The organism is Fontibacillus panacisegetis (genome assembly GCF_900102215.1).
Taxonomy (GTDB): domain Bacteria; phylum Bacillota; class Bacilli; order Paenibacillales; family Paenibacillaceae; genus Fontibacillus; species Fontibacillus panacisegetis.
Map to the genome: position 1 here is coordinate 1 of NZ_FNBG01000018.1, position 22,053 is coordinate 22,053.

Annotated in this window: 17 protein-coding genes; 2 read left to right on the forward strand and 15 right to left on the reverse strand. The window is 42.4% G+C overall.

The features are described 5' to 3' along the window. The coding region (locus BLS49_RS15085) for a transposase (RefSeq protein ID WP_139173143.1) at positions 1 to 618 on the forward strand (618 nt) is incomplete at its 5' end. 499 nt (positions 619 to 1,117) lie between these two features. Here BLS49_RS15085 and serC read toward each other — a convergent pair. From serC to BLS49_RS15120, 6 genes are all read right to left on the reverse strand, one after another. Then, a complete protein-coding gene (serC, locus tag BLS49_RS15095) occupies positions 1,118 to 2,206 on the reverse strand; it encodes a 3-phosphoserine/phosphohydroxythreonine transaminase (RefSeq protein WP_091232144.1) in 1,089 nt (362 codons plus the stop codon). 155 nt (positions 2,207 to 2,361) lie between these two features. Continuing rightward, on the reverse strand, positions 2,362 to 3,270 hold the full coding sequence (locus BLS49_RS15100; RefSeq protein ID WP_091232147.1) for a hypothetical protein: 909 nt from the start codon (positions 3,268 to 3,270) through the stop codon (positions 2,362 to 2,364). Between the two features lie 68 nt (positions 3,271 to 3,338). Continuing rightward, positions 3,339 to 6,065 (reverse strand): GH36-type glycosyl hydrolase domain-containing protein, encoded by a 2,727-nt coding sequence (locus BLS49_RS15105; RefSeq protein ID WP_091232150.1) that lies wholly within the window; start codon positions 6,063 to 6,065, stop codon positions 3,339 to 3,341. 25 nt (positions 6,066 to 6,090) lie between these two features. Then, positions 6,091 to 6,927, reverse strand: a complete 837-nt coding sequence (locus tag BLS49_RS15110) for a carbohydrate ABC transporter permease (protein WP_091232151.1) — start codon at positions 6,925 to 6,927, stop codon at positions 6,091 to 6,093. A gap of 2 nt (positions 6,928 to 6,929) precedes the next feature. Further along, positions 6,930 to 7,823 (reverse strand): carbohydrate ABC transporter permease, encoded by an 894-nt coding sequence (locus BLS49_RS15115; RefSeq protein ID WP_091232154.1) that lies wholly within the window; start codon positions 7,821 to 7,823, stop codon positions 6,930 to 6,932. Between the two features lie 82 nt (positions 7,824 to 7,905). Beyond that, positions 7,906 to 9,276: an ABC transporter substrate-binding protein gene (locus tag BLS49_RS15120; RefSeq protein ID WP_091232157.1), complete on the reverse strand. Its 1,371-nt coding sequence runs from the start codon at positions 9,274 to 9,276 to the stop codon at positions 7,906 to 7,908. A 424-nt stretch (positions 9,277 to 9,700) separates the two neighbouring features. Here BLS49_RS15120 and BLS49_RS15125 point away from each other — a divergent pair, with 424 nt between their 5' ends. Continuing rightward, positions 9,701 to 10,714, forward strand: a complete 1,014-nt coding sequence (locus BLS49_RS15125; RefSeq protein WP_091232159.1) for a LacI family DNA-binding transcriptional regulator — start codon at positions 9,701 to 9,703, stop codon at positions 10,712 to 10,714. Between the two features lie 95 nt (positions 10,715 to 10,809). Here BLS49_RS15125 and glnA read toward each other — a convergent pair whose 3' ends face one another. From glnA to liaF, 9 genes are all read right to left on the reverse strand, one after another. After that, on the reverse strand, positions 10,810 to 12,234 hold the full coding sequence (gene glnA / locus BLS49_RS15130; protein WP_091232161.1) for a type I glutamate--ammonia ligase: 1,425 nt from the start codon (positions 12,232 to 12,234) through the stop codon (positions 10,810 to 10,812). A gap of 248 nt (positions 12,235 to 12,482) precedes the next feature. Then, positions 12,483 to 13,520, reverse strand: coding sequence for a 3-deoxy-7-phosphoheptulonate synthase (gene aroF, locus BLS49_RS15135; RefSeq protein ID WP_091232164.1), 1,038 nt, complete (start codon positions 13,518 to 13,520; stop codon positions 12,483 to 12,485). A gap of 659 nt (positions 13,521 to 14,179) precedes the next feature. Further along, on the reverse strand, positions 14,180 to 15,145 hold the full coding sequence (locus BLS49_RS15145) for a 4-hydroxy-3-methylbut-2-enyl diphosphate reductase (protein WP_091232169.1): 966 nt from the start codon (positions 15,143 to 15,145) through the stop codon (positions 14,180 to 14,182). A 65-nt stretch (positions 15,146 to 15,210) separates the two neighbouring features. Continuing rightward, complete coding sequence (locus tag BLS49_RS15150; protein WP_091232172.1) at positions 15,211 to 16,668, reverse strand: sensor histidine kinase; 1,458 nt, start codon at positions 16,666 to 16,668, stop codon at positions 15,211 to 15,213. Position 16,669: 1 nt separating this feature from the next. Next, complete coding sequence (locus BLS49_RS15155; RefSeq protein ID WP_091232176.1) at positions 16,670 to 17,359, reverse strand: response regulator transcription factor; 690 nt, start codon at positions 17,357 to 17,359, stop codon at positions 16,670 to 16,672. Between the two features lie 115 nt (positions 17,360 to 17,474). Then, positions 17,475 to 19,109, reverse strand: a complete 1,635-nt coding sequence (locus BLS49_RS15160) for a S1C family serine protease (RefSeq protein ID WP_091232179.1) — start codon at positions 19,107 to 19,109, stop codon at positions 17,475 to 17,477. Between the two features lie 150 nt (positions 19,110 to 19,259). Beyond that, positions 19,260 to 19,913, reverse strand: coding sequence for a response regulator (locus BLS49_RS15165; protein ID WP_091232181.1), 654 nt, complete (start codon positions 19,911 to 19,913; stop codon positions 19,260 to 19,262). Beyond that, positions 19,910 to 20,953 (reverse strand): sensor histidine kinase, encoded by a 1,044-nt coding sequence (locus BLS49_RS15170; protein WP_091232184.1) that lies wholly within the window; start codon positions 20,951 to 20,953, stop codon positions 19,910 to 19,912. The genes BLS49_RS15165 and BLS49_RS15170 overlap by 4 nt, the downstream gene beginning before the upstream one ends. Before the next feature lie 4 nt (positions 20,954 to 20,957). Next, entirely contained in the window at positions 20,958 to 21,890 is a 933-nt protein-coding gene (gene liaF / locus BLS49_RS15175; protein WP_091232186.1) for a cell wall-active antibiotics response protein LiaF, read from the reverse strand. Positions 21,891 to 22,053 lie beyond the last annotated feature (163 nt).

Genomic DNA, 22,053 nt, shown 5'->3' on the forward strand with positions numbered 1-22,053 from the left:
CTTGAGGCACTAGATGGACGAATGAAGAAGCACCATCGTATGATGCTGGGTCTGCACTTAGACCACTTATCCTACGTTGAGAAGCAATTGGAGAAGGTGGAGTTCGAGATTAATCAGTTACTCGAACCGCACTTACCATCCGTTGAACTTTTGATTACCATTCCCGGCATTCAGAAAGATGCGGCGGCGGTCATCTTGGCTGAACTCGGAAATGATATGTCCCATTTTGGAGGTGATCCGCAAATAGCGACCTGGGCCGGATTAAGCCCTGGCAATAATGAGAGTGCTGGAAAGAAGAAAAGTTCGCGAATTGCCAAGGGAAATAAAAGCTTAAAGGCTGTTCTTTGCCAAGCAGCCTGGGCAGCAAGTAAATCCAAGGGCACGCGACTTGCGTCTTTCTTTTACCGAATACAGAAACGACGAGGACAGAGGAAGGCAATTATAGCGACAGCTCATCTCATGCTTCGAATGATCTACCGTATGCTCAAGGATAAAATACCTTATCGTGAAGTAGGTTGGGACTATCTAACAACTTCAAAACCATCTGTAGAATATTGGGTTAAAAAAATCGAGGCCCAGGGATTCATTGTTAAAGTAGAATCCACCGAAGCCTCTTAAAAAAAATGACATTCTTTTCTTAAAGGAGGAGTGTCTTTTTGCGCTTTTTCAAGGTGTCCATTTTCGTATAAAAAGTATGGGTATACTGTCAAAACTGGAAATAGCAGTGCAAGGAAGACGATCCCTGCACCCTGCACCGCTTGATCCAGCCACATGCTATGACCGTATCTCATGTGTAATAGTGTCATGATGCGGAATTCCTGAAATTCCTGCAAATGTGCAGGCTTTGATCAAGTAAAGTCTCTAAATGCCCTAAATTGCTGCAAAAGTGCAGGCTTTCTCTAGGATTCTCTTCAAACCAGTCTATTCTGAACCATATTCCTGCATTTTTGCAGGCTTCTGTTCATCCTTTTATGGCTACTTTTAAAAAAACTGTATTTTTACATGCTTCTCCTGATATTTTGCCTTTCCACTGCAAAAAAAAAGAAGTGTCCCTCAAAGTTATCTTGGATAACTTTTGGGACAGCCTCCTTCTTTATTTCTAATGAAATCTACTTCATTATCCGTTCTTTTTTTGGAACTGCTCCATGAATTCAACGAGTGCCTTAATGCTCTCATATGGAACCGCGTTGTAGATCGAAGCGCGCAATCCACCAACACTGCGGTGACCTTTAAGTCCAACAAAGCCTTCTTGCTCAGATTCTTTGATGAATTGTTTCTCCAGATCTTCGGAAGCAAGACGGAAAGTAACGTTCATCAAGGAACGGCTGGCTACATCTGCACAACCACGGAAAAATCCGCCGCTATTATCAATTGCATCGTACAACAGGTTCGCTTTTTCACGGTTTTTCTTTTCAATACCTTCGAGAGAACCTTGCTCTTCAATCCATTTCAACACTTCATTTACCATGTAAATTGAGAAAGATGGCGGTGTGTTATACAGAGAGTTGTTATCAAGATGTGTATCGTAACGGAAAATCGTTGGCAAATGTTTTGGAGAATTTGTCAACAATTCTTCACGAGCAATAACAACTGTTACACCGGATGGTCCAAGGTTCTTCTGTGCTCCGGCATATACCATTCCGAATTGAGTAAGGTCAAACGGTCTGCACAAAATATCACTAGACATATCCGCGATCAACGGCACACTGCCTGTATCTGGATACTGCCCAAACTGAGTCCCTTCAATGGTTTCATTGGAGGTGATATGCAGGTAAGCTGCATTTTCAGGAAGTACCAAATTACTCACATCTGGAATCGACATATACTTGTCCTCTTCAGAGGAAGCCGCAACAAATGTTTCACCGATCAGTTTTGCTTCTTTAACAGCTTTGTTAGCCCAACTGCCTGTCTTCACATAACCAGCAGTCTTGCCTTCAGTCAGCAAGTTCATTGGCAACATTGCAAATTGAGTTGAAGCTCCACCTTGAAGGAACAATACTTTGTAGCCTTCAGGATTACCAAGCAAATTAAGCAGACGACTAGCAGCCTCGTTATGAACCCCTTCATAAACTTTGCCGCGGTGGGACATTTCCATAATGGACATTCCCGTACCTTGAAAATCAACAAACTGAGCTTGCGCACGTTCCAGCACTTCTAAAGGCAGAGCTGCCGGACCGGCGTTAAAATTATACGCTCTTTTACTCATTGCTCCCATCCTCTCTCTCAAGTACCTGGTATGGTTCCAAGTAATAGATAAGATTTATGATAACAACTAATCCATTTCCCATCAAGTTCAATATTCATCAAAAATTCGCAGTTTGCAGAATTGACACATTAACGCTTCATATAGATAAAGTATTTTTATGACTCTATAAAAAATTCATATACTCTCGACCAGCTTTTTCTTTCTCCTGGAGCCACTTTGACTTCAATAAATATCTCAGGAGATATTACATGTCCTTGTCCCCAAACCGCTACATCACTTACCGAAAAGGTACTGAGCTCTCTGACAGCAACACCGCTGGGTTGATGAATAAGCTCCCAAAGCCAAGGATACTTCGCACCTTCAAACCCCTCTTGCCGGAAATAAAATGGCTTGTCAGGTTTTTTTCGCCATCCTACTATACCTAAGCCAGCTTCACTTCTAAATACTAAGTCATCCAGTGTTTCCTTGTCATCAGACCATGGATTAAGCACATACGGAAACTTCAGTACATAATCTGGCCCAACCGGTTGCTCATCAATACCTATAAAGTTATGACAATACTCTTCAGTATAGATTTCCTTCGTTCCAGTATTAAGCAGTTCATACTCCACTGTAAGCCGATTATTATGAATAGCGATGCACTTCGTCAAATGAGCAGAAAACCCTCCGCACGGCTCCTGAGTCCCTCTAAAAACCAGCTTGCAAGCATTCTCCTGCTCTACGTGAACTTGAAAAGGTCTTATCGGATAGGAACGATCAAATGCGTATTCTTCATCATCCGGGCGAGTTAACAAGCCTATCCCTAACTTAGGGAATTGTTCTCCCATCTTGGCATCATCGTATCCGATAGCTTTCCTTAATCCAAATTCATTACACAGCCCTTCACCACCAGTGCCATCCCCAGCAGTTAAGCTCTCCGGAACGCAATAGGTATGACTGTCTCGTCCTTCATTAATTAAAGTTACACCCGTTATAAAACCGCTCCAATCAAACCTGCTTCCACCATATTCACCGATTTCCGCTATATCGATCAGCAATTGTTCATTTTTTAATTGATATGCCATATCATTTTGCCCCTAACCTGCAAGAACCCTGGCTTATCCTTTAAGCACAGGGTTCTTGTCATCCAATTCTATGATCCTAAAATGACCTCTAGCTCTGCATTGCCCTCAGCAGGCAATTGTTCCAGTACAGATCGATGTAGCAAAACTCCATTGCCTTCGTTCTTTACGGAAACAGCAGCTCCATTCACGATAACGGATTTCACATGATATTGCCCATAATCAGCAAGCTGCGGATTACGATACACGATATTCAACTTCCGATCAGCAAACAAGGTCTCTACTGAAGCTATACCCTGCTGGTCAAATTGCGATTTAAGCAGCTTCGGCTCCAAATAAAGATCCCCGTAATATCCCTTTACTCCGTACATTTCGGTTAGCTGTGTCAGCAGTATCCAGCTTGCGGAGCCAGTCAAATACGTGTACATACCGCGACCCTTTTCGTTGATATATTCCGGTACTCCCGGATACATCCGACTCTTATCAAAATCTACGGATAATCGGTAGATCGAATCCAGCACCTCATAACCCTCTTTAACGAATCCACGCTTATAGAGCGCATTTGCATACATAACTGTCATATGGCTAAACATCGCTCCGTTTTCTTTATGCCCAAAGGCAAAACCAAAGGCGCGTCCAAGATTCTGTTGAATGCCGCCGAAGCTTGAATTCAAGCGGTAACCGATTCTTTCATCTTTTAAATATCGATCAACGGCAGACGTAATTTTTCCAACCTGATCATCTGTAGCTATGCCGCCCATAATCGTAAATACTTGACCTGTTAGTGTCATTCTTACGCCAGTTGGATAGTCACCTTCAACCCGCTCTGCATCGTCATTATAATAACCATTGAACCATTCATAGCCCTCTTTGCTCGAAATCCACTCATTCTCGCGAAGATGCTCCATGATCCACAAAGCTTTATTTTTCAAATCCCCAGCAACATCACTGATATTGAGCTTTGCTTTCCGTCCACTTACAGCCAAAGCTACGTTATTGTAATATTGATCAAGAAGCTGTTGTTTCGCAGAAATACTGTCATACGAAATCGAACCTGCCATTGAATCAAATAACACAACCATTTCTTCAGCGATTTCTATCGTTTCTTGTCCAGTCCGTTCCTTAAGCTGCATCAGCAGCTTGGATAATTCCAGCAAATTGCTTCCATAAAAAGCCGTAAAAGCAACACTTTCCCCACGATTTGGAGCTAGATCCAGACCATCGTTCCAATCTGCACCCTCTAACTTGATATTTCCATGCTCACCAACATTAAAGAATGGGACTATATTTTGCAGAAGGATATGTTCCAGAATCGTACCTTGATAAATTTCGCCTTCCGCGGTCGTCAGCTTATTCCCTTGCTCTAAGGTCCATGCTAAATCACGAGCCTTGCAACGCTTAATGAAGGTATCCCGGAAATAGGACTGCGGCTGCAAAAGCAGATCCAAATCACCGCTTTGATGAACATAGAGCAAGGTAGTCAGCAGCGGCCATGCCCCATGATCCATCCATACCCGAGGTATATTGTTACGATCCGCGATAAATTCACCCGGCTTCGTCCCGATAATCGTAGCATTGCTTCCATCAATTCGAACCCCGGCATAGTTGTTAAACAACAGGTTTCTTACTTCATCAGGCTCCATGACCATAAGCGCCAGACAATCCTGCCACAAATCACGCCAGCCTCGACCTCCACGACCATAGTCATGATACGGGAGAAAGGAATTTCCGTATAATCTTCTCAAAATCGGCTGAAGGGTAACCCATTTCATCCATTGATCCTGCTCGGAATCACCTGATGTAAAGGAGACTGTATTTAATTTATCGCTCCAATACTTCTGATTCTGGGCCAAAAGAGCATCAAAAGACGCTTCAGACAAATAATCTTGCACGTAACGAGTATAGTCCAAGCGATCATCCGTAATAACCATCGCTACAACATAAGATATAGACGCACCTGATGCGAGGCTGATTGTTTCAAATCGGAGAGCACCCATCGCCTCATATCCTTCCAAAGAGACACCGGCACTTATCGTTGGTGTTACGTTAGCTATTACTGTTTCCGGCCAATCAAGCGCTCCGCCTTCTCCTATAAACTCCTCTGTTTCAGGGAAAAAGCCGATCGGCGCATTACCGTTAGCATCCGCACCAAGCACACTATAGGTTATCTTATTAACCTTATGTCCTCTTTCATCAAATGAAAGTGCGGGCTGAACCTCGATTCCATGCTCACTTGTATATACGCGATGAAGCAATGAAGTCACATGACGGTGATCCCTCAGATCATCTGCAGACCTGCCATACAAAGGGATCGCCGCAGTCGGAGTTAAGTGAAGCTCGTCATTACCATTGTTCGTTAGCGTAATTTTCATCAATTCTATTTTATCGTCTGTTACCGGAACAAAATTGATCGTTTCTGCACGAAGTGATGATTCCCTGTGATCACGGGTGAGCTTATGCCACAGAAATCCTGCTTCCATAAAGCTGTTCTCCTCTGCAGTTGTAAATTGCTCCGAGTTTTGCTTAGCTGAATTACCGCTTACTGACCAAGCTCCGTATCCTTCAACGTGAACCCAAAAATTTCTCGATGCCTTGGAATTATGCAAATCTTCCACCGAGATCGGTTCCATTAGAAACGTGTTATGACCTGAAGTAATCTCTCCATGAAGATTCGGTGAAATGGCTGACATCATCCCTGCTTCATTAACTAGAGGAAAGTATAAATAACTGCTCCTCTCAGGATGCTTTAGCCTAAACTCACCATGTCCTCCTTGAAACTCCCATCCCCTATTTCTCATATCATTCTACCTCACCATTAAAAAATTATGATTTCACAGCTCCAGCCAATGCACCATCAACAAGATATTTCTGAATAAAGGTGTACAAAACAATAAGCGGCGCCGCAACGATCGTTATCCCGCAAGCCAGCAGCGGCCAGTTATTACCATATTGCCCTTTAAATTCTTTTAGCCCAAAGGTAATAGGATAGTTTGCCTTGCTCGGTAAATACATGATCGGACCAACAAAGTCGTTCCAGATGCCAATCGCTGTTAGTATTACGCCTGTTGCAATAACCGGCTTCATCAGTGGTGTGATGATTTGGAACAGGTATCTGATATAGCCCGATCCATCCATCCCCGCCGCTTCATCCAGTTCACGACTAATCGATTTGATGTAGCCAACAAACATCATAAATACAACGCCCGTACCGGAAGTCTTCAAAATGATATAACCCAGCTTCGTGTCATATCCGAAGAAATCCAGACTTTCACGCAGACTCAGCATCAGCTTATACTGGGCAACCATTGGGTTAGGAAGAAACTGAGACAACAGGAAGAAAAGATAAATTAATCCACTCCATTTTACATATCCACGAGCTACAGGGAACGCACCCAATACCGATACAATAATCGTTAAAACAGTAGCTAATACCGTGTAAACTAAACTATTTATGAAATAATTAGCGAAGTTGCCTTCGGTCCAAGCAGTCACATAGTTGTTCCACTGTACCTCCTTGACCAATCCAATCGGATTCATCAAATACTCCGGATATGATTTTAACGAGACGTTAAGTACGAGAATTAGCGGAACTACATACAACACAATCAGCAATCCAATGACGATATAGGAGAGCGTAGTAAATGATTTGGAATTTTTCATAATTAATATTCCACCTCTCTCTTACGCGTCTGTTTAAGAGCTACAATGACAAATACTAGAATGATGAGGAACTGGACTACCGACAATGCGGAAGGAAGACCCATTTCCAGGCTGCCGCGGAATGTTTCCTTGTACACATCGTAAGCCATCGTTCTTGTATTGAACTTCCCGTCTGTCGTTGCAAGGATAATATCGAAGGTCGACATTGCACCAATAATCGACAGTAGCATATTGACTGTAAATGATGGGGCAATTAACGGGAACGTAATGTGACGGAAGGACTGCCATTTATTCGTTCCATCGATATACCCTGCTTCATATAGGTCCTTAGGTACGGATTGCAAGCCAGAGAGGAAAATGAGCATAGAGTAACCCATGTACATCCAGATTTGCACAAAGATAATGTAACCAAACGCATGACTGAAGCTCGCAAAGAACATATCTTTATAACCAAAAAGCCACTCATAGAGCATGTTAACCGGCCCAGACATTGGATCAAACATCATGCCCCAGATCAATGCTACGACAGCCACACCAAGTACGACAGGCAAGAAAAATACAGCACGATAGAAATAATCGCCTTTTAATCGTTGATTAATCAGCACCGCAACAAACAATGCTACACCGTTCTGAACAATCGTAACGATAAACATAAAGATCAATGTATTTATAATGGAGCGCCATCGCTCTCCAGAGTTTCCGGAAAAGAATACATCTCGATAATTATCAAGTCCTACAAAACTCATAGAGCTGCCAGGAACGTTTTTAACATCAGTAAAGGAATAAATTACAGTCAGAACAGAAGGTCCAAAGTAAAAAACAACATATAGCAGTAAAGGAATAAGTAACAGAAGAAAAGGAACATATCGGTAAATGCCTTTGCCAAATGGATACATCTCTCTCACCTCGCTAGTCCAAGTCAATAAATGATCGGGGTCTGATATCAGACCCCGAGACAGTATGTTTTATGTTAGAACATTATTTAGGAGCGGCAGCTTCCCATTCTTTTTGTTGTACGTCTGCCAGCTCTTGAGCTGTTTTAAATTCTCCACCCGGTGCAAGATATTCAGTATGAACACCTTCAGCTGCAAGATGCTCACCAACATTCGTACGGTTGATCATCATAATTTCATAAGCCAATTCGAAATCACCAAGGTAAGGAGTAAGCTCTTTATCGATAAACTCACTATCCGTTGAAATGTTGTCTTGAGTCGGGATAAATCCAGCTGCTTTTACAAATTTCGTGTAATTTTCAGGTTGAGAGAAAAATTCCATCCATTTCAGAGCGCCTTCTTTGTTCGGGCCTTTCTCAGCAACATACCAGGTCACATCGTATTTACCTACAAACGAGGCGTTTTTAGCTGCATCTTCTGTAGCTGGAACTGGGAAATAACCAAATTTCAAATCAGGGTTAGCAGTTGCAATGGTTGGAGCATCCCATGAGCCGTCTGCCAGCATAGCTACTTTACCAGTAGCAAAAATTGCTGGTGCAGAAGCATAATCAATACCCATAAAGCCATCGATCATGTAGTTGTCTTGAAGCGTCTTCATTTTGTCGAGTACTTCAACAGCCTCTACGTCGTTGTAAGCAGTTTCGCCTTTCCATACGCCTTCGATCCATTTTTGTTGATCGCCGCCACCCAAAATTTTAGCCTGCAATGCAAATACAGGTAATTTCAAAGGCCATACGTCTTTACCAGCTACACCGATTGGTGTAATGCCTTTAGCCTTGAGGTCTTCATTAAGCTGGATAAACTCTGTCCAGGTAGTAGGCACCTTGAGGCCATTATCTTCAAAAATTTGTTTGTTGTAGAACAGACCGGACATCGCTACCTTACCTGTTGGTATCGCATACACTTTACCGTTGTAAGTACCCGCTTTTTCGATGTCGTTAGCATTCCAGTTTTTCACGAAACCTTGGCCGGACAAATCAGCGATAAGTCCCGAATCGATCCATTGCTGCCAGTCAGGCACTTTAGCTCCTGGTGTCCAATCCTGTGGAGACAATCTCATACCGGACAAATCAGCCATAATATCTACATCATTCGCCGTAATTCTTGCACGTTGCGCTTGCTTGTATTCATCGTCCGGGCCAGTAGTTGAATACTCAACTTTATAATCCGGATTTGCTGCTTCAAATGCATCGTTAATCTCTTTCATTGCTTTGTTGATGTTTTCTTGTTTCCAGTGGAGGATTTTAACAACCTTTTTCTCACCGGACGATTTAGTAGTGTTACTGTTTGTACCTTCACTCGTTGAAGCGTTACTACCGTTATTGCCTCCTCCACACGCTGCAAGACTAAGTGTTAGCGCACCGGTCAATAACAAGGCAGAAATCTTCTTTACCATGCTGATACCCCCTAATTATAGTTACATTATGGACAAAACATCGCCTTTTACTCCGAACAGGATCTATACACTGAATTCGGTATATTTACGAAATTTTCGTAAATTTCGTTCTAAACTACCGATATCTATTTCTGTTCGAAACAATTTACCGAAAGCGGTTTCGTCAAACACATTATTACATCTATCTTTTAGTTTGTAAAGACATTTTATGATTCCGGGAAAGATTATTTTTTTATATGTCCGAAATTTACGAAATATTTTGCGAAAATACATACGTACCAGTAGTTTAATGGCCTTCGTAAATACTCAGAATCATTGACTAGACACTGAAAAAACGGTAGACTATTCAACGAAAATGATTTTCGTAAATTAAATTAACTGACTAAATAGAGCATTTTTCTATAAAGGAGGCGAGACCTTGTCTATGAACATTAAAAAAATAGCAGAAATAGCTGGTGTATCAGTATCTACCGTTTCCAAGATCATTAACAACTACAGCGATATTTCGGAAGAAACAAAAACGAAAGTTCTCGAAATTATGAGACAGACTGGCTATGTACCCTCTAATTCAGCGAAAACATTAGCCACTAAAAAATCGAATCTGATAGGTGTCATTTTTGCCGGCAAATTGAATATTGATTTCACCCATCCCTTCTTTGTTGAAGTGCTTAATTCTTTCAAGAAGCAAATGGGATTCCTCGGTTACGACCTGCTTTTCTTTTCCAATGAGAAATCGCATGCTATTGACGGTGATTATTTAGCTCGTTGTCGTCACTTTCAAGTCGATGGTTGTATTATCATAACCGGACAGCAATTAGAGCCATCCATTAGCGAGCTGGATCATAGCGATATCCCTTGCATTGGCGTCGACATACAGTTAGCTGGCAAAAGTTCCGGGTATATCATGTCAGAGAACTACAAAATGTCATTTAAAGTTGTTGAACATTTTTATTTACAAGGTTATCGTGAGCTTGGATATATTGGCAGCACATCCGAATCCGACATTTCCAACATGAGGAAAAATGGATATATTGAAGCCATCGAAAGCTTTGGGCTGGCTGTAAATGAAAAATGGTTTGTTAACGGGGATAATTTTTTTGAGCCTAGCGGATATGAGGCAATGAAAAAAATTATTAATTCCGGCCAATTACCTCAAGCTGTCTTTTGTGCTTCTGATTTAATTGCTATCGGAGCTATGAGAGCGTTAAAGGAGCATCATCTAAGTGTCCCTGATGATATTGGCATCATTGGCTGCGATGACATCGATGCCTGCAAGTATACAACCCCCACTCTAACGACGATTCGGCAAAATAAGGACAAGATAGGCAGAATAGCAGCATCCCTATTATATGATCTTATTAACAATCAATCAGAAACAAGCAATGTCGTCGTAGAACCCGAGTTGATTATCCGGGAGTCCTGTGGAAGTCGTCATTAATTAATTGCAACTGCAGCTTATAAACAAAAGAAAGATGGTTGGCCAGGATTTAACCCTGAACCAACCATCTTTCTTTTATAAAATATAATTAGTTCTTACAGATCGTAGTAAAGACCAAATTCGTAAGGATGAACGCGAGTCGCTACTGCTCTTGCTTCAGAACGTTTAAGATCAATAAAGTTATTGATAAATTCCTTAGTAAATACGCCGCCTTCAGTCAAGAACTCATAATCGGACTCCAAAGCATTTAGCGCTTCGTCCAGAGAGCCTGGAACACTGCGAATGCCTGCTTTTTCTTCATCAGACAATTCGTAGATGTTTTTGTCGAATGGTCCGTATCCTTCTTTAGTAGGATCGATTTTACGTTTGATTCCGTCCAGACCCGCCATCAGCATTGCAGAGAAAGCAAGGTATGGGTTTGCTGTTGAGTCAGGAGTACGGAACTCAATACGACAGCCCTTAGGAGTAACCGCAGCAACTGGAATACGTACAGCTGCAGAACGATTACCTTTGGAGTATACAAGGTTTACTGGAGCTTCATAGCCTGGAACCAGACGTTTGAAGGAGTTTGTACTAGGATTTGTGAAAGCGATCAAAGCTGGTGCATGATACAAGATACCGCCGATATAGTGCAAAGCTGTTTCACTCAAATTAGCGTAAGCGCCTTTTTCGTAGAACAGTGGAGTATCTCCGTTAAAGATAGATTGATGGACGTGCATCCCGCTACCATTGTCGCCAAAGAGCGGTTTAGGCATAAATGTTGCTGTTTTTCCATATTGAAGAGCTGTGTTATGGACAATGTATTTGTACACCATCAGGTTATCAGCAGTTTTAAGCAAAGTGTCAAAACGGAAGTTAATTTCTGCTTGACCTGCTGTTGCCACTTCATGGTGATGACGTTCTACGCGAATGCCGACTTCATCAAGCAAGCGACACATTTCACTACGCATATCTTGTTGCTTATCAGTTGGAGCTACTGGAACGTAACCGCCTTTTACCGGGATTTTATACCCAAGGTTGCCGCCTTCTTCAGAACGACCTGTGTTCCAAATTGCTTCCTCTGAATCTACCGAGTAGAAAGTTTTGTTCATGCTGCTCTCATAACGAACATCGTCGAAAATAAAGAACTCGGACTCAGGAGCGAAAAATGCTGCCGTACCTACGCCACTGTCCTTCAAATACTCTTCCGCACGAACCGCGATACTACGAGGGTCTCTTTCATATCTGTCGCCGTCTGGAGTAAAGATATCGCAAAATACGTTCAACGTAGGGTGTGCTGTAAATGGATCAACGTAAATTGCACCGTGATCCGGCATCATTACCATATCGGATTCTTCAATTCCACGGAAACCAGGAATAGATGAACCATCAAATGCTACACCATTTACGAAAGTTTCCGCATCCACTTCTTTAGCCGGGAGCGTAATATGATGTGCACGACCAGATAAATCTACAAAACGGAAATCCACCCATTCAATGTTTTTTTCTTGAATCGTCTTCAATACTTGCTCTACTGACATACTTCTTCCTCCCCAAAATACGAACATTAAATCTCAAAACAGGGTTTAACGTTCATTCTCTTTGATATATTATGTCGTCATTATAAAATTTCGAGATAAAGACGTCAATAGTCATGTAAGGTATTTTTATATCTCATGTAAGGTATTATTACACTCAGTACAAACTAATAGACAAAAAGTACAAAAGCCCTCATGCCTAAAGGCATGAGGGCATCAATATGCGCAAAATAAAATCGTAAAATCGTTAACTAAACTGTCACTTTTTTCGTATTAAAGCTCTTACCTACAAGCGGAGCCAGCTTCTCCAAATCTTGCAAAAGTGCTGCAAATTGATCCGGGAACAAAGATTGAACTCCATCGCCTGTCATTGAATTGTCCGGATCTGTGTGCATTTCAATAATAAGTCCGTCTGCACCTGCAGCAACCGATGCCTTTGTCATCGGCTCTACCAGTTCGCGTCGTCCTGTACCGTGGCTTGGGTCAGAAATGACCGGCAAATGGCTAAGATTTTGCAGAACAGGGATCGCTGACAAATCCAGCGTATTCCGAGTATATGTTTCAAATGTACGAATACCGCGTTCACACAACATAACGTTTGGATTTCCGCCCGCTAAAATGTATTCAGCTGCATTCAGGAACTCATCATAAGTAGCACTAAAACCACGTTTCAAAAGTACTGGTCTGTTGCAGGTTCCGAGTTTGCGAAGCAAATCAAAGTTCTGCATATTCCGAGTACCTACTTGTAAAATATCAGCGTACTCAGCACACACATCAACATATTCAGGAGTCATAACTTCAGTAATGGTAAGGAGGCCATGTTTTTTACCCGCCTCTGCCATCATAACCAATCCTTCAACACCAACTCCTTGGAAACTGTAAGGACCTGTACGAGGCTTAAAGGCTCCGCCACGGAGTACTTGACCTCCAGCAGCTTTAACGAGGCGAGCGATCTCGTCAATTTGTTCTGGGGATTCAACCGCACATGGCCCACCCATAACTACGAGCTCACCTCCACCTATTTTCACGTCACCAATTGATATTACAGTATTCTCCGGATGAAAATCTCGGCTAGCCAATTTGTACGATTTGGAGATTTTAACTACACTCTCTACATCCTTCATTTGACGCAGATGCTCAGCAAGCTTAGGTTCAATTGCACCAATCAAACCAATAACTGTACGATCCTTGCCGCGTGATACATGGGTTTGCAAGCCTTCCTTCTCAATTACCGCGATAATTTCCTGTACACGTTCTTCTGGAGTTTGATTCGAAGTAATAACAATCATGATTCAATCCATCCTTTCGTTTGACCCATTCGTTAAGTTATTTTCTAACATTATGCAGAAGCATAATCATAGTATCCTCTTAATAGCTTTTACTACTATTTCGCTTGAACGCTTGTTTGCTTTTAAGCTTTTAAGCTTTTAATCGATAAAGTTAATATACAGCACATTTGCGTCAGAGTCAAGAGAAAGTAGTACTCCTTCAATGTATCTTTAGCACATCTTGGCATGTCTTGGTATATCATTGCACATTTTGCACAAGCACATCTTAGCGCATTTTAGCATCACTCCGTTTGTATGTTTTCAGTAATCTGATTGCCCATGCTAGCTCGAATAACGCAAAAGCTGCAAAAATGCAGTTTTCTCACTCAATATCGCAAACTAAAAGAGAAAAACCTGCGAAAGTGCAGGCTTTTCTCTCTTTGATGATTAAAAACAAGAATTAGTTAGAAAAAAGATGCATTTTTGCAGGAACTTCCACTCACTTCGCTATCACATACATAAAAGATGCACTTTTGCAGCTTTTCAGAGCAGTTTCGGGCCATAATGGCCATAAGCACCATAATTACCATATAAGCCATAATTACCATATACGCTAAAATTACAATCAAGCCATCAAACGACGACACTTCACCATACATGCTATGAAAGAACGGACTAAGTTAAGCTTCTGCTCCCTTGTTTTTAGCCCCTGCTTTTACAGGTGGCAGCAACTTCTTCATATTTACTGTTCGTACAATCTCCCATGTTGTCGGGTCCCCTTCATCATACTGCTCCAAATAAGCAATGACTTCTTTAGTAATCGGAGTAGGTGTAGACGCGCCAGAGGTTACAGCGACCTTCTTAATTCCTTTCAGCCATTCACGATTCAATTCGGTTAAGTCTGAAATCCGGTAAGCAGTGACACCCGCTATTTCCTCCGAAACCTGAGCCAGACGATTAGAATTATTGCTGCGAGGATCACCAACAACGATTACCAGATCGGCCTGACCCGCTTGCTCAGCAACCGCTTCTTGACGTACCTGAGTAGCAAGGCATATCTCATTATGCACTTCAGCACCTGGAAATTTCTCCAGCAGCTTCGCCATAATATGCTTGATGTCCCACTGACTCATCGTCGTCTGATTTGTAATGAGAATTTTGTCAGCGGAAATCTGAAGCGCATTAATCTCTTCTTCCTTCTCAATTAAATGAACTCTATCCGGCGCGACACCAATCGCACCCTCTGGCTCAGGATGACCCTTTTTACCAATATAGATCACTTCATAACCTTCTGCGACCTTTTCCGAGATTAGCACATGCGTCTTCGTTACATCAGGACAAGTAGCATCTACTGTAGTAAGTCCCTTATCCCTAGCCAGCTTGCGCACCTCAGGCGAAACGCCGTGTGCTGTGAAGATCACAGTTCCGCTTTCAACCTGACTAAGAATCTCCATCCGATTCGGTCCATCGAGCGTGATGATTCCTTCATCTTCAAAGGAGTGAGTAACATGACTGTTATGAACAATCATCCCCAAAATATATATTGGCCGCGGCAGGTTCAGATTCTGGGCAGTCTGTCTGGCAAGCACCATTGCATCGACGACCCCATAGCAATAACCGCGCGGAGAAATTTTAATAACTTCCATTTGCCCTATTCCCCCTCTCTCTCGTTCCCTTATTTCCATACGGAGGGAAGCAATTCTATTATAGCTTATTCGGGCAGGGCATTAAAGGTAGCTGGCAGCCATATAATGAATGTCGTCCCCACGCCTAGTTTGGTCATAACCTCTACCGATCCGTCATGCTCATCAATAATCCATTGGGCAATCGATAATCCAAGCCCTGTTCCTTGAGTGACACCACGAGACGGATCTGCACGATAAAATCTTTCAAAAATAAGCGGTACTTCACTGCGATCCATTCCTATGCCAGTATCAACGATCCGAATTCCAACCTGATCGCCGGAACGAACAGCGTCCATCATAACGCTGCCTTCAGAAGTATACTTAAATGCGTTCTCAATGAAAATAAACAGCATTTGCTGCAAATAATCCTTACTCCCCAGCACGCTCGCATCTTGAACTGCATCCAAATCACCCTGAACCCAATCGACCTGACGTGGAAGAAATTGTGCTCTTCGAACAACCTCCTCTATCAATGTGGACAGTGCAAGAGGTTCCTTGGAAAGTGTATGACCCGCGTCGGCGCGTGCCAGAGACAACAAATCATTAACCAATCTACTCATACGTTGTGATTCACCCGCTATATCATCAACAGCTTCAATGGAAAATTTCTTTAAGCTGTCTTCATCCAAATGTAGATGACCTGCGTCTCCATCTGACCAAATCTTTTTCAGCAAATCGACATTTCCGCGAATCGTAGTGAGCGGCGTACGAAGCTCATGGGAGGCATCCGATACAAATCGTCGCTGTGCCTTATAAGCATCATCCAGTTCGTTGTAGAAGCCTTCTGTACGGGACAGCATGCCATTAACCGTACCTATTAATTGTCCTATCTCATCATTAGGACCGTCATAATCTATTCTTACGCTGAGATCGTTACCCGTCTGAATTCCGTTTGCCGCTTGAATAACCTTTTCGATGGGTGTCATTGATTTACGAGCCAGGAACAAGCCTAATGTGCTTGCAATTACAATTGTGATGAAAAATCCGAAGATAAGTACAGATTTCATACGCTCCATCAATCGATCTTCTGCACCTGTATATGCTGCCAACTGCAGGATGGCTATAAGATTATTATTTAGGTAAACCGGGACCTGACACATCAAAAAAGAATTATCCTCTAGTGTGACATTCTGGAATACGATTTGCTCCGGAATCGTTTGGGGATCTGGAATCGGAAATTCCATTTGCTGGTCCAGCATGTTTTGCGAATATCGGGTAAAACCGTTCACATAATTGTGAATCTGAGCGTACAACTGGACGTATTCAAGCCGCTCGGCCTGCTTGGGATTCAAAGTTAAGTCCAGGCCTTGTGTAATGCTGAAGCCTTGAGAACTAATTATTCGGTTAGCCTGATCCTCAAGTCTGTTCTTCACTTCCTGATACGTATTATACCGAACGAATCCATAGATAGAAGCACTGAACAAAATCAGTGTCACGGCCAATATGCCAGTATACCATGCGGTTAGCCGTATTCTAATTGACATTTTAGCTGTCTCCCCTCAGGATGTACCCAGCGCCACGAATCGTCTGAATGACTCGCTTGCCTCCATGCTCCTCCGTCTTTTGTCTCAGCATCGCTATATAAACTTCAAGCACATTAGACTCTCCGCTGTAATCGTACCCCCAAATTTTATCCATAATCATATCCCGGGTCAGTACACGCTTCGGATTCTGCAGAAATAAATAAAGCAGATCAAATTCTTTAGCTGTAAGCTCCAAACGATGTCCGCCACGTACTACCTCGCGTGAATCAAGGTCCATCACTATATCCTCGAACGATAACCGCTGTCCACTCGTTTCAATAACAGGTTCTTTTCTTCGTAATAATGCCCGCACCCTGGCAAGCAATTCCTCTAAAGCAAAAGGTTTGACCAAATAATCATCAGCCCCCATATCGAGGCCCTTCACCCTGTTCTCCACTTCGTCCTTAGCCGTTAGCATAAGTACTGGAACAGTACTTCCACCTTCCCTTAGTCTTCGACACACTTCAAATCCGTCAACCTTAGGCATCATGACATCCAAAATAATCAAATCAGGCTCGGCAGTTAAAATCATCGATAAACCTTCAGCACCGTTATGGGCCGTATGTACATCATATCCTTCAAATGCCAACCCTCGGCGAAGCATAGAAGTAATCTTCTCATCATCATCAATTACCATTATTGTATGTCTCAAATATGCTCACTCCTTTTAGGTAGGCTCTCTTAATCAATTATTTTATCAAAAATATTAATAAGAGACGGCAGGCTTCACCCTACCGCCTCAATAATCCACAGATTGTAATCGTCAATTACTCAAGGTTGCTGAATTGGTTTTTATCCCCAATTGTAATTTTCAAATCCATTTTTTTGCCGTCACGTACGATGTTGAACGTAACTTCTTTGCCAACTTCTTGCTTCTGAATGTATTCAATTAAAGACTCTTTGGTAGCAAAGCTCTTACCGTCTGCACCAGTTATGATGTCGTAAGGACGAAGATCTGCATTGTATGCTGGCGATTTATAGACTATGTTCGATACAATGGAGCCTTCTTTTACATCAGTATCCATTTGCTTAGCTACCTCATTCGTCATCGTCATCAGAGTTGCCCCGATAAATGGTACCGGTGTTTTTGGAATTTCCTCGTTATTCTTCAATTTATCCAGCACTTCGCTAATCGTACTCGTCGGAATTGCAAAACCAATCCCTTGAGAATCCGAGCTAACAGCTACGTTAATACCGACTACCTCACCATTCAGGTTAAGGAGAGGGCCGCCAGAGTTACCTGGGTTAATAGAAGCATCTGTTTGCAGCAAATGCTCATATTCACGATTCGCCTCACCGTTCTCACCAGCAATTGTAATTCCACGTTCCTTCGCACTAAGTACACCTGTAGTTACAGTATGGTCAAAGCCTTGCGGATTACCAATGGCTACTAGCCATTCACCCACCTGCGTACTATCAGAGTTAGCAAGCGGAATCGATGGGAAATCAGAAGATCCTTCTATTTTCAGAACGGCAAGATCCAGTTCATAGCTTTTGCCAAGCACTTTTGCTTCATATGGCTTCTCTGTATCCTGCACAGTAACCTGAACAACATCTGCATTATGAACTACATGTTCATTAGTTAGAATATATCCTGTCTTGTCAAAAATAAATCCTGATCCAATACCTGTCTGAACTAATTGATCAGAGCCTGATGAAGATCCACCATTATTGCCAGATCCTCCATTATTGCCAGACCCACTATCTCCATTGTAATCATCTCCGAAGAAGTAACGATAAAACGGATCGCTGCTGTAAGGATTAGATTGACCTGACTGTCGCTTACTCGATTTTACCAATGTTTCAATTTTTACAACCGCAGGTCCGGCCTGTTGAACTACATTGGTGACATCACCAGGATTCATCATCGGATATGAAGCAGTGGATGCTTTTGTTGAAGAACCGGAATCATTCTGGGCCTTGCTTGCCGTCGTTGGCGTCGTTGAAGCGGTAGTCGCCTGATTTGAAGTGAACAGGTTTGCCTTGTCGGCATACACCATTGCTCCAGTCATTATGAGCATTCCTGCAAGTACACCAGCGATGACCGACTTAACTGACGATTTTTTCCGCGGTTGGCTATATTGCCAGTTTGAACTGTTCCTTGCTTGCACCGAAGGTTTCCCACTGCCATTACCATTCGAACCGTCGGAACTCTCACCCGATTTGTAAAATTCATAGGATGAGGTCGGGATAGGTTTAACAGGTTCAGGTTTCGTAATTTCTACATCTCCAGACTGGTTGCGCTCTGCTGAGTAATTAGGTGTGCTGTTATCTTTACCATACGATTGAAACGGTCCATAGGAATAATAATAGGATGTGTCATTTGATCCTTGAGATTGCTTCTCTCTATTACGATCATCCTCGTTAAAAGGTTGTCCTGATTTGTTCTTCTCTTCTTCCATTGCAATTAACCTCCTTACCCTGATCAATCAAGGGCTCTTGTTTACTTGTTCTTATTGTGTACCACTAACCTTAAACGTACCTTAAAAACAATTAAAAAGGAGATAAAACCTACTTCGTGATCAAAAGCTGGATTTTTGAATACCTCTACGCTACGAGACCCAGCCTTGACGGTGGGCGTAGATAGCAAGCTGCGTCCGATCATCAAGCTCACATTTCATCAACAAATTACTGACATGCGTCTTGACTGTCTTGATACTTATATGTAATTCCTCTGCAATATCCTTATTCGTCTTACCTTCTGCGATTAACAGCAATACTTCTTTTTCACGTTCAGTCATTCCTGAATCATCGCTCTGTACGGTGCGCTGACGTAGTCCACGGGTTAAAGCCTGAGCTACATCACCAGTCATTACTGGCATGCCTCGATAGGCTCCTTGAAGGGCATAAATAAGTTCCTCAGCAGATACTGTCTTGAGTACATAACTTACCGCTCCTGCCTCTACAGACTGCACGACAAGATCGTCCTCCAGAAAGCTGGTTAGAATAACTATTTTTAGGCCCTGATAACGACTTAACAATTCTTTGGTCGCCTCAGCACCATTCATGACAGGCATCATTAAATCCATAAGAATAATATCCGGCATTCCATCCTCAATGCCTTGGTCAATCAGATTAACCGCTTCCTGTCCATTACTAGCCTCAGCTATAACTTCGAATCCCGGATCTAGCATAATATATGTTTTAAGACCCATTCGGACCATATCGTGATCGTCAACTATCATAACTTTGATCTTGTCGCTCATTCCTGTTCTCCCCTTTTTGCATCCTCAAACTTAGGAATATGTACACGAATCGTTGTTCCAGCCCCCGGATTACTGATGATTTCAACATGCCCGCCAAGCTTTTCCGCACGTTCCTTCATCGTCGTTAATCCGTAGGAACCTTGCTTTTGATAAGAGCTGCTAAAGCCTTGACCATCATCACTGATACTCAGCACAACCTGCCTTGGCCCCTCTTTAAGCGATAAACTTACCATTTTTGCTCCAGCATGCTTTACGATATTTGCCATGGCTTCCTGAATAATAAGAAATAACTGATGTTCCTTCGCTTCGGACATATCACCCTGAAGATCCATTTCCTTAATGCCTTTGAGGCTATTTTGACGACAATAATCAGGGAACCATTGATCCAATGCTTCCGCCAGCGTCTTGCCGACTAATTCCATCGGGCGAAGCTGGGCAATTAACGCTCTCATCTGCTTCTGCGCCGTATTAGACATAAGAATAAGCTGCTCAAGAACCAATTTGGCATGTGCCTCATTGCTTTCAAGCACTTTGGGCAGCGACGAGGCTGACATATGAATCGCAAATAGCTGCTGGCTAACGGTATCATGCAAGTCACGTGCCATGCGACGTCTTTCTTCCAATACCGCTTTTTCCGAAGCCTGCTCCTTCTCTATTACTTCCTGTTCACCAAGCTTTTGAAGCAGTTGCATCTTCTTCTCAACCGCATCGGTCATATTGTTAAATTCCTGGTATACCCCGGAAAAGGATTGATCCGATGTTTCAGGCATTCGAACCGTCAAATTCCCATTTGCTACTTGTAGCATATTCAGATGCAGGTTATCAATCCGTCCCTGAATCCGTCTACCTGCTATATATCCTATAATGAGCGTCAAAACGACGATCGCCACTATATCGTAAATCCATATCCTGGGATCATTCACTAAAATGACCCCAGTTACAGACCCAATATATAGCGCGATCGCCGCCAAGCTTCCTGTCAGTAAAAAATAAAATATAAGCTCCCATTTCGTATTTTTAAGAATTCGTTGTACAAACATGGCCCTACCCCACCATATTCACTTTAACGTCACCGATAAAGACGCTAACGACTAGCTTTACCTTTTTGCTTGCTTCTCCATAATGTGGAGACTCGACCTGAACACTGCTCATAAACCCGCCTTCTTTTTGATTCAGAACCTTCAAGTCACCAATAAACGCATTAGAATTGGCAACAATTCCTAGATCCATATCATCAGGAATGAATACCTTCACATCACCGATAAATGCAGATACATTGATCTTTGTCTCGCCGTAAGGAATTTGCGCTTTCGTTAAATCAATTATCGTATCGCCTATGAAATGGGAAATGTTCATTGGTTTCAATTGAAAATAATCCTGGCCAATACGTACATCACCGATAAATCCTGACTTATTAATTGGCTCTCCTTTATCATTGTAGGAGTCACCCATATCATAATGTCCATAACTACTATGGTTACTCTGATTGAATTTATGCTCTTTCTTTGCTTGCTCCTTCTCCATCGATCCAAAAATTGAATCCAGCGGGGACTCTATCTCTGAAATATTCATTGGAGGAACAGGTGGTGTAGCAGGCGCTGAAGTCGTAAACTCATCGCGTCTGGACGATTTCTTGTTAGATGGCTTAAACAACATATGCAGTCCACCGATAATCAATGCAACCGGGAGGAAAAATTTAAAGAAATCACTAGGTGATAAATAAATTAAATCAAGATTTCTCCCCAGAAAATATCCTCCAAGTACTATCAAAACTAGGCTACCAATTAGATTGGAATTCCGACGACCTCCATTAGCAAAATGCGTAATCCCCGCAAGAATTAAAAACACGGGCCAATAGGTTGAGAAAAGGTAGCCTATACTAATATCTGTTATCCCGAGTTGATTAAGCAGGAAAATAACGCCGATCCCGATCAGCACCAGTCCACCCATAAACCTTCCCCAAATATCGTTTTTCATCACATAGCCTCCATCATCAAACATTTATGTATTTAGTGTAACTTATGTCATGTTTTTATTACAGCGGCCCCGGATGGAACCTTGTATCGGTCTCGAGACCGATAAGAGAATCAATACTATTATTATTAATAATAACATAACCTGCCTAAGAACACGTCTGTCG

Bases quoted from the DNA above. Each gene is read 5' to 3' on its own strand.
- serC (WP_091232144.1), bottom strand. From the start codon at position 2,206: ATGAGTAAAAGAGCGTATAATTTTAACGCCGGTCCGGCAGCTCTGCCT.
- BLS49_RS15100 (WP_091232147.1), bottom strand. From the start codon at position 3,270: ATGGCATATCAATTAAAAAATGAACAATTGCTGATCGATATAGCGGAA.
- BLS49_RS15105 (WP_091232150.1), bottom strand. From the start codon at position 6,065: ATGAGAAATAGGGGATGGGAGTTTCAAGGAGGACATGGTGAGTTTAGG.
- BLS49_RS15110 (WP_091232151.1), bottom strand. From the start codon at position 6,927: ATGAAAAATTCCAAATCATTTACTACGCTCTCCTATATCGTCATTGGA.
- BLS49_RS15115 (WP_091232154.1), bottom strand. From the start codon at position 7,823: ATGTATCCATTTGGCAAAGGCATTTACCGATATGTTCCTTTTCTTCTG.
- BLS49_RS15120 (WP_091232157.1), bottom strand. From the start codon at position 9,276: ATGGTAAAGAAGATTTCTGCCTTGTTATTGACCGGTGCGCTAACACTT.
- BLS49_RS15125 (WP_091232159.1), top strand. From the start codon at position 9,701: ATGAACATTAAAAAAATAGCAGAAATAGCTGGTGTATCAGTATCTACC.
- glnA (WP_091232161.1), bottom strand. From the start codon at position 12,234: ATGTCAGTAGAGCAAGTATTGAAGACGATTCAAGAAAAAAACATTGAA.
- aroF (WP_091232164.1), bottom strand. From the start codon at position 13,520: ATGATTGTTATTACTTCGAATCAAACTCCAGAAGAACGTGTACAGGAA.
- BLS49_RS15145 (WP_091232169.1), bottom strand. From the start codon at position 15,145: ATGGAAGTTATTAAAATTTCTCCGCGCGGTTATTGCTATGGGGTCGTC.
- BLS49_RS15150 (WP_091232172.1), bottom strand. From the start codon at position 16,668: ATGTCAATTAGAATACGGCTAACCGCATGGTATACTGGCATATTGGCC.
- BLS49_RS15160 (WP_091232179.1), bottom strand. From the start codon at position 19,109: ATGGAAGAAGAGAAGAACAAATCAGGACAACCTTTTAACGAGGATGAT.
- BLS49_RS15165 (WP_091232181.1), bottom strand. From the start codon at position 19,913: ATGAGCGACAAGATCAAAGTTATGATAGTTGACGATCACGATATGGTC.
- BLS49_RS15170 (WP_091232184.1), bottom strand. From the start codon at position 20,953: ATGTTTGTACAACGAATTCTTAAAAATACGAAATGGGAGCTTATATTT.
- liaF (WP_091232186.1), bottom strand. From the start codon at position 21,890: ATGAAAAACGATATTTGGGGAAGGTTTATGGGTGGACTGGTGCTGATC.